The organism is Methylorubrum podarium (assembly GCF_022179745.1).
Classification (GTDB): Bacteria; Pseudomonadota; Alphaproteobacteria; order Rhizobiales; family Beijerinckiaceae; genus Methylobacterium; species Methylobacterium podarium.
In genome coordinates this window covers 34675-43487 of sequence record NZ_BPRD01000188.1, presented here as the reverse complement: position 1 = coordinate 43487, position 8813 = coordinate 34675, and the positions used below count along the sequence as shown (strand labels likewise).

The following is an 8813-nucleotide window of genomic DNA, read 5'->3' as shown; positions in this document are numbered from 1 at the left end:
GCGCGCTCCAGCGCGCGGACCACCTCGCGGGCGTAAGGATCGGCGTCGCTGGTGATCGTCGCCACCACCACCTGAACCGGCGCGAGCCAGAGCGGGAAATGCCCCGCGAAATGCTCGATCAGGATGCCGGTGAAGCGCTCCATCGAGCCGCAGATGGCGCGGTGGATCATCACCGGCGGCTTCTTCTGGCTGTCGGCGTCGATGTAGCTGGCGTCGAAGCGCTCCGGCAGGTTGAAGTCCACCTGCGTCGTGCCGCACTGCCAGTCGCGGCCGATGGCGTCGCGCAGCACGTACTCGAATTTCGGCCCGTAGAAGGCGCCCTCGCTGGGATTGACCGCGGTCTTGATCCGCCCCGCCGACTGCTCCTCGATCTGCGCCAGCACCCGCGTCATGACGGCTTCCGCATGGTCCCACAGGGCGTCGGAGCCGACGCGCTTCTCGGGGCGCGTGGAGAGCTTCACCAGGATCTGGTCGAAGCCGAAATCGGCGTAGGTCGAGAGGATCAGGTCGTTGATCTTCAGGCACTCGGCGGCGAGCTGGTCCTCGGTGCAGAAGATGTGCGCGTCGTCCTGGGTGAAGCCGCGCACGCGCATCAGGCCGTGCATGGCCCCCGACGGCTCGTAGCGGTGGACCACGCCGAACTCGGCCATGCGCAGGGGCAGGTCGCGGTACGACTTCAGGCCGTGCTTGAAGATCTGCACGTGGCCGGGGCAGTTCATCGGCTTCAGGGCGAACCAGCGCTTGTCCTCGGCCTCCTCGCCGGCGGATTGGGCGGCGAACATGTTCTCGCGGTACCAGCCCCAGTGGCCGGAGGTCTCCCACAGCGACTTGTCGAGGATCTGCGGCGCGTTCACCTCGGCGTAGTCGCCTTTCAGGCGGCGGCGCATGTAGGCGATCAGCTCCTGGAAGATCGTCCAGCCCTTGGCGTGCCAGAACACGACGCCGGGCCCCTCCTCCTGGAAGTGGAAGAGGTCCATCTCCTTGCCCAGGCGCCGGTGGTCGCGGCGCTCGGCCTCCTCCAGCCGGTGCAGGTAGGCGTCGAGATCTCCTTGAGACGCCCAGGCCGTGCCGTAGATGCGCGTCAGCATCGGGTTGTTGGCGTCGCCCCGCCAATAGGCGCCGGCGACCTTCATCAGCTTGAAGGCGGTGCCGACCTTGCCCGTCGAGGTCATGTGCGGGCCGCGGCAGAGGTCGAACCACTCGCCCTGGCGGTAGATCTTCAGATCCTCGCCCGCGGGGATCGCGTCCACCAGCTCGACCTTGTAGCTCTCGCCCTTGTCGGCGAAGAGCTTCTTGACGTCGTCGCGCGTCCAGACTTCCTTCGTGAACGGGGCATCGCGCGCGATGATCTCGCGCATCTTCGCCTCGATCTTCGGGAAGTCCTCGGGCGTGAACGGCTCGTCCTTGGCGAAGTCGTAGTAGAAGCCGTTCTCGATGACGGGGCCGATCGTCACCTGGGTGCCGGGCCAGAGCGCCTGCACCGCCTCCGCCAGCACGTGGGCGCAGTCGTGGCGGATCAGTTCGAGCGCCCGCGCGTCGTCGCGCGAGAGGAACTCGATCGCAGCGTCGTGCTCGATGATGTCGTCGAGGTCGCGCACCGTGCCGTCGAGCGCCATGGCGACCGTGCGCTTGGCGAGCGACTTGGCGATGCCCTCCACCACGGTCCGACCGGTCACCGCGGCGTCGTACGCGCGGGTGTTGCCGTCGGGGAAGGTCAGGATGGGCATGATGGGACCGTGTTTTTCGGAAGCAACGCCCCGCGGAGGGGACGGCGGGTTTTCGGAAGGCGCGGGGGTGAAGTCAATGCTGACGTGACGTTCGAGCCCGCGTGGCTTCTCGCAGCTTCGACGACGGACCCTTTCCGGCCTCCGCGCCGCCCCTCATGCTGAGGCGCCGCGCAGCGGCCTCGAAGCACGCCGCGACATCTCTCCCGGCTAACCGGTGCCTTAGGATCGACCGTTCCGGCGTGCTTCGAGGCCGAGCGTTCGCTCGGCGCCTCAGCATGAGGAGCGCGGCGCTTGCCGGAGAACGGGCTCGGACCGGCCGTCAGAGATCGTCCGGCCCCCAGCCGAGGCGCAAGGCGATCGCCCGGGCCTCGGCGTCGTCGAGGAACAGCACCAGCCCCGCCCCGCCGTCGGCGGCGATCCGGAAGCGGCGCGTCTCACCCGCTGGCCGGCACGCGTCGAGCTGTTCGAGCAGGCTCCAATCGAAGTTCTTGTCGGCCGGGAAGGTGATCGCCGGGATCGGCGGCTCCGTCTCGAACGCGACGCGGAAGCCGTGCCCGTAGGGGCCGAGCCCCGGCACCCGGGAGACGGTGAGGCCGCGGCAGGTCCAGACGCCGGCGATCTCGATCACGCGGGCGAAGAGTGCGCGGTAGGGCTCCTCGTCGGCGCCGTCGTAGCAGTGATCGACGAAGATCGCCGCGTTGGCGAACTCGTCCTCGATCCCGTCCGCCAGGGCGCGGTAGCTCCACAGGATGTCGATCGCCAGCGCGTCCGGGGCACGCTCGGTCAGCGGCAGGGTCTCGTTGTTGTCGCCGAGGGCGAATTCCGGATGCTCCGCCATCGACCGGGCGACGGCGCGAACGGACTGGCCCTCGTAGTGGGGGCCGAGCCGCAGGCCGGCGGCGATCAGGCCCTCCAGGGCCGCCTCGACGGCGTCGATCTCCGCCTCGCTGCGCACTTGCGGCGGCTGCGGCGTCGGTTCCCAGTCCAGCAAAGGCGAGGCCGGCAGGGGCGAGGCCGCCATGGGCGAGGCCGACATGGGCGGCGGGGAGGGGCGCTCCTGCCCGAACAGGCGACGAATCCAGCCGATCATGTCGTGCTCCACAACCATGCCGCCCCGCGCACGCCCGAGGCGTCGCCGTGCAGGCTGGCCCGGATCGGCGTGTCGAAGGCGTCGGAGAAGACGTGCGGCGCGACCGCCTCGGGCAGCGCGGCGACGAGGCTCTCGACCCGCGAGAGGCCGCCGCCGAGGACGATCACGTCGGGGTCGAGGATGTTGACCACGTGGGCGATGCCGCGCCCGAGGCGGTCGATGTAGCGCGCCATCGCGTCCGCCGCCGGCCGGTCGCCGGACTGCGCGGCGGCAACGATCTCTTCCCCGGTCCGTGTCTGGCGGGAACTGCGGAAAAAGTCGGCGGCGAGGCCGGGCCCCGAGAGCCAGGTCTCGATGCAGCCGTGACGGCCGCAATAGCAGGCCGGACCGGGGCGCTCGTCGTCGCGGGGCTGGGGAAGCGGGTTGTGGCCCCACTCCCCGGCGACGGCGTTGCGGCCCGTCAGCGCCTGCCCCCGCAGGGCGATCCCGGAGCCGACGCCGGTGCCGAGGATGATCGCCCAGACGATCGCCTCGCCCGCGCCGGCCCCGTCGACGGCTTCCGAGACGGCGAGGCAGTTGGCGTCGTTCTCGACCCGCACCGGGCGGTCGAGCCGGGCGGCGAGATCCTTTACGAATGGCCTGCCATTGAGCCAGACCGAGTTGGCGTTCTTGATCAGGCCCGTGGCGCGGGAGACGGCGCCGGGCATGCCGACGCCGACGCTCGCCCCCGCGGTGCCGGCCTGCCTCTCCAGTGCGGCGACGAGGCCGGCGATGGCGTCGAGGGTTCCGGCATAGTCGCCGCGCGGGGTCGGCACGCGGGTCTCCGCCCGCGTCGCCCCGTCGGCGTCCAGGGCGATCCCGGCGATCTTGGTGCCGCCGAGATCGATCCCGATGCGCAACCGCTCGGAAGCCAAGACGGGTTTACTGCGCCGCCACGGCCTTCGGAGCGGTGGGCGGCACATCCTCGCCCGGCCCCTCGGGCGACTCGTCCGAGATCTCGGTGCCGATCGCGACCGGATGCGCCATCACCTCGGCGAGCTTCTTCTTGTCGAGCTCGCCCTCCCAGCGGGAGACGACGATGGTGGCCACGCCGTTGCCGATGAGGTTGGTCAGCGCGCGGCACTCCGACATGAACTTGTCGACGCCGAGCACGAGGGTCATCGCCGCCACCGGCACCGGGTTGCCGGGGATGGCGGCCAGCGTCGCGGCGAGCGTGATGAAGCCCGCGCCGGTCACGCCCGAAGCGCCCTTCGAGGTCAGCATCGCGACGAGGAAGATCGTCGCGTACTGCCCGACCGAGAGGTCGGCGCCCACCGCCTGCGCCAGGAACAGGGTGGTGAGCGTCATGTAGATGTTGGTGCCGTCGAGGTTGAACGAGTAGCCCGTCGGGATCACGAGGCCGACGACCGAATCCGAGGCGCCCAGCCGCTTCATCTTGGTCATCATGTGCGGCAGCACGGTCTCGGAGGACGAGGTGCCGAGCACGATCAGCAGCTCGTCCTTGATGTAGGCGAGGAACTTGATGATCGAGAAGCCGGCGAAAGCCGCGATGCCGCCGAGCACGACGAAGATGAACAGCAGCGAGGTGGTGTAGAACGTGCCGACCAGCCAGGCGAGGTCCACGACCTTGCCGATGCCGTACTGGCCCACGGTGAAGGCCATGGCGCCGAAGGCGCCGATGGGGGCGAGCTTCACCACGAGGCCGATGATGCGGAAGAAGACCTGACCCGCCGCGTCGATGCCGCGGGTGATGCCGGCGCCCTTCTCGCCCATGCCGGTGAGCACCACGCCGGTCAGGATCGCGATCAGCAGGACCTGGAGCAGGTCGCCGGTGGCGAAGGCGTCGAAGAAGCTCTTGGGGATGATCGCCAGGATGTGAGCGACGGTGGAGTCGGCGGCCGCCTTGCTGGCATAGCTCTCGACCGCCTTGGCATCGAGCTTCGACACGTCGGCGCCGAAGCCGGCGCCGGGCTGGATGACCTCGCCGACGATAATGCCGACGAGGAGCGCGATGGAGGAGACCACCTCGAAGTAGATCAGCGCCTTCAGGCCGACGCGGCCGACCTTCTTGAGGTCGCCGATCGAGGCGATGCCGTGGACGATGGTGCAGAAGATGATCGGCGCGATCAGCATCTTGATCAGCGCGATGAAGGCGTCGCCGAGCCATTTGAGCGACACGCCCGTTTTCGGGCTGTACCAGCCGAGCAGGACGCCGAGCACGATGGCGATCAGCACCTGGATGTAGAGCACCCGGTACCAGGGCACGTGCGCGGCGGGCACGCCCGCATCATGCGTTGCGGAATGGGCCATGTTTCCTCACCGATACCGTGTTGCGCGGCCTCGCCCGGGCGGCTTTAGGCGGACGCTAGTCTCTTTAATTTCAGTGCTCAATCGCACGCCGGTAGTCGGCGCCGCCTTTGTAACCGACGACGCTTCGGGCGACCCGGCCCGACTTTTCGGTCTGCCAAGGTCCCGTACGGGCGGGGCTGATGGCAAGGATGCGATGTCCATGCAAGGCTTGGGCGGTCCGATGCCGCAGGGATGTCGGTGGATGAAGTGGGTCCGGAAGACGTGCGAGGGGGCCGGAGCGGCCCGCAACGGCGGCCGGCCGGCTTTCGCCCGGCGCCGGCCGTTGGCCCTTCCCCTCGACGGGGGAGCGCTCTAGAAGCACGGCATGTTCGGCCTCTTCCCCCGCGCGACGCGAATTACGGGCCCGGCCTCCGCGTAAGGCGCCGCACCGGCGGCCGCCCCGGATGCCGGGTGAAGCCCTCCGCCCGTTTCCCTATCGCCGTCCCTCGCGACGAGAATCCTGCCGAACCCATGAGCGACCAGACCAACGCCGCCCCCGCGGCCGCACGCGACTACTCGCGAACGCTGTTCCTGCCGAAGACCGACTTCCCCATGCGCGCGGGGCTGCCCACCCGCGAGCCGCTCTTGCTGGAGCGCTGGAAGAGCATCGGCCTCTACGAGAAGATCCGCGCCGCCGCGAAGGGTCGTCCGCGCTTCGTGCTGCATGACGGACCGCCCTACGCCAACGGCAACATCCATATCGGCCACGCGCTCAACAAGATCCTCAAGGACGTGGTGGTGCGCTCGCAGGGCGCCCTCGGCCGCGACGCGAATTACGTGCCGGGCTGGGACTGCCACGGCCTGCCGATCGAGTGGAAGATCGAGGAGCAGTACCGCGCAAAGGGCAAGAACAAGGACGAGGTGCCGGTGCTGGAATTCCGCCAGCAATGCCGGGCCTTCGCCGCGGAGTGGCTGGACATCCAGCGTGAGGAGTTCAAGCGGCTCGGCGTCACCGGCGACTGGGACCACCCCTACTCGACCATGGCCTATCCCGCCGAGGCGCGCATCGCCGCGGAGCTGATGAAGTTCGCGGCCTCGGGCCAGCTCTACCGCGGCTCGAAGCCGGTGATGTGGTCGGTGGTGGAGAAGACCGCGCTCGCCGAGGCCGAGGTCGAGTACGAGGAGCATGTCAGCGACACGGTGTTCGTGGCCTTCCCGATCCGCGCGGGCGCCCCGGCCGAACTGGCCGGCGCCCGCGTCGTGATCTGGACCACCACGCCCTGGACGCTGCCGGCCAACCGCGCCGTCGCCTACTCGAAGCGGGTCGCCTACGGGCTCTACCGCGTCACGCAGGCCGCCGAGGACAATTGGGCCAAGGTCGGCGACAGCTACCTGCTGGCCGACGCGCTCGCCGAGGGCGTGTTCAAGGCCGCCCGCGTCGAGGCGTTCGAGCGCGTGGCCGACGTGCCGGCGGCGAGCCTCGCCGGGCTCACCCTGTCGCACCCGCTTCACGCCTTCGATCCCGGCTACGGCTTCCCGGTGCCGATGCTGGAGGGCGAGCACGTCACCGACGAGGCCGGCACCGGCTTCGTCCACACGGCGCCGAGCCACGGCCGCGAGGACTTCGAGGTCTGGATGGCCAACGGCCGCCGCCTCGCGGAAGCCGGGATCGACACCCGCATCCCCTACACCGTCGATGCCGACGGCATGCTCACGAAGGAGGCGCCGGGCTTCACCGGCCGCTTCGTCTTCACCGCCAAGGGCGAGAAGGGCGACGCCAACAAGGCGCTCATCGCCGCGCTGACGGAGGTCGGCGCGCTGGTCGCCCGCGGCGTGCTGCGCCACCAGTACCCGCATTCCTGGCGCTCCAAGAAGCCGGTTCTGTTCCGCAACACGCCGCAATGGTTCATCGCCATGGACCGGCCGGTGGACGCGTTGGGCAACCGGACCCTGCGCGAGACCGCGCTGCACGCGATCGAGGAGACGCAGTGGGTTCCGCCCCAGGGAAAGAACCGGATCAACGGCATGGTCGCCGGCCGGCCCGACTGGGTGGTCTCGCGCCAGCGCGCCTGGGGCGTGCCGATCACCGTCTTCGTCGAGCGCGAGACCGGAAAGGTGCTGCGCGACGAGGCGGTCAACGCCCGCATCGCCGAGGCGTTTGCCGCCGAGGGCGCGGATGCGTGGTTTGCCGACGGCGCCACCGAGCGCTTCCTGGCGCCCGAGCACGATCCGGCCAAGTACGAAAAGGTGACGGACGTCCTCGACGTCTGGTTCGATTCCGGCTCGACCCACGCCTTCGTGCTCGACGACGCGCAGGCGTTTCCCGGCCTCGCCGGCATCCGCCGAGCGGTCGATGGCGGGCCCGACACGGTGATGTACCTGGAGGGCTCCGACCAGCACCGCGGCTGGTTCCAGTCCTCGCTGCTCGAATCCTGCGGCACGCGGGGCCATGCGCCCTACGACGTCGTGCTCACCCACGGCTTCGTCCTCGACGCCAAGGGCGAGAAGATGTCGAAGTCGCGCGGCAACGTCGTCGCGCCGCAGAACGTCATCAAGGAATCGGGCGCCGACATTTTACGGCTTTGGGTCGCCGCGGCCGACTATTCCGACGACCTGCGCATCGGGCCTGAGATCGTCAAAACCTTCGCCGAGACCTATCGCAAGCTGCGCAACTCGCTCCGGTGGATGCTCGGTTCGCTCGCCCACCGGGTGCCGGACGACGACGTGCCGCTCGGTGAGATGCCGGAGCTGGAGCGCTTCATCCTGCATCGCCTGGCGCAGCTCGACGGCGAGATCCGCGAGGCCTACGCCGCCTTCGACACCAAGCGGATCGTGGCGCTGCTCAACGGCTTCATGACCGGCGACCTCTCGGCCTTCTACTTCGACGTGCGCAAGGACGCGCTCTACTGCGACCCGATCTCCTCGGTGACGCGCCGCGCCGCGCTCCAGGTGATCGACGCGGCGTTCCGCCGGGTCACGATCTGGCTCGCGCCCTTCCTCGCCTTCACGGCGGAGGAGGCATGGCTCGACCGTTACCCGTCGGAAGACGGCTCGGTGCATCTCCAGACCCTGCCGGAGACGCCCACGGAATGGCGCGACGACGCGCTGGCCGCCCGCTGGCAGAAGGTGCGCAAGGTGCGCCGCGTCGTCACCGGGGCGCTCGAGATCGAGCGCGCCGCCAAGCGCATCGGCGCGAGCCTGGAGGCGGCGCCGACCGTCTACGTGTCCGACGCCGACCTGCTCGGGGCGCTCGACGGCGTCGACTTCGCCGACATCTGCATCACCTCGGCGATCACGGTCCGCGCCGGCGAGGGACCGGCCGACGCCTTCCGCCTCGACGAGGTGAAGGGCGTGGCGGTGGTGCCCGAGCGCGCCGCGGGCCGCAAATGCGCCCGCTCCTGGCGGGTCACCCCGGAGGTCGGGCTCGACCGCGACTATCCCGACGTGACGCCGCGCGACGCGGCGGCCCTGCGCGAGTGGGATGCGGCGCATCCGGGGGCGGCGTGAGGCGCACCGCGAACCGCGAACGCCCCCTCTCCCCTCCGTGGGAGAGGGTGGCCCCCGAAGGGGGTCGGGTGAGGGGAGCCCGGCTGCTGGACGATGCGGAGCGTCGGATGGCGGGCGCTTCATCCTTCGCCGTCGCTCCCCTCTCCCGCCTCGCATCCGCGCGGCACCCTCCCCCGCAGAGGGGGGAGCGGAAACGCGTC

At 69.9% G+C, this 8813-nt stretch carries 5 protein-coding genes; 1 reads left to right on the top strand and 4 read right to left on the bottom strand.

Annotated features, from left to right (window positions below; all coding sequences use genetic code 11):
• The 4 genes from thrS to MFF42_RS10345 all read right to left on the bottom strand — a co-directional run.
• Nucleotides 1-1727, bottom strand: a 1727-nt coding sequence (gene thrS, locus MFF42_RS10360) for a threonine--tRNA ligase (RefSeq protein ID WP_238255683.1), incomplete at its 3' end; no start/stop codon positions are given.
• Nucleotides 1728-2046: 319 nt separating this feature from the next.
• Nucleotides 2047-2817, bottom strand: coding sequence for a hypothetical protein (locus tag MFF42_RS10355; RefSeq protein WP_238255682.1), 771 nt, complete (start codon nt 2815-2817; stop codon nt 2047-2049).
• Nucleotides 2814-3716, bottom strand: coding sequence for an ROK family protein (locus tag MFF42_RS10350; RefSeq protein ID WP_238255681.1), 903 nt, complete (start codon nt 3714-3716; stop codon nt 2814-2816). Before MFF42_RS10350 ends, MFF42_RS10355 begins: the two co-directional genes overlap by 4 nt.
• Nucleotides 3717-3738: 22 nt before the next feature.
• Nucleotides 3739-5127 carry a dicarboxylate/amino acid:cation symporter gene (locus MFF42_RS10345; protein ID WP_238255680.1) on the bottom strand — a complete coding sequence of 463 codons (1389 nt, stop codon included), beginning with the start codon at nt 5125-5127 and terminating at the stop codon, nt 3739-3741.
• Between the two features lie 510 nt (nt 5128-5637).
• Here MFF42_RS10345 and ileS point away from each other — a divergent pair.
• Nucleotides 5638-8613: an isoleucine--tRNA ligase gene (gene ileS / locus MFF42_RS10340; protein ID WP_238255679.1), complete on the top strand. Its 2976-nt coding sequence runs from the start codon at nt 5638-5640 to the stop codon at nt 8611-8613.
• Nucleotides 8614-8813 lie beyond the last annotated feature (200 nt).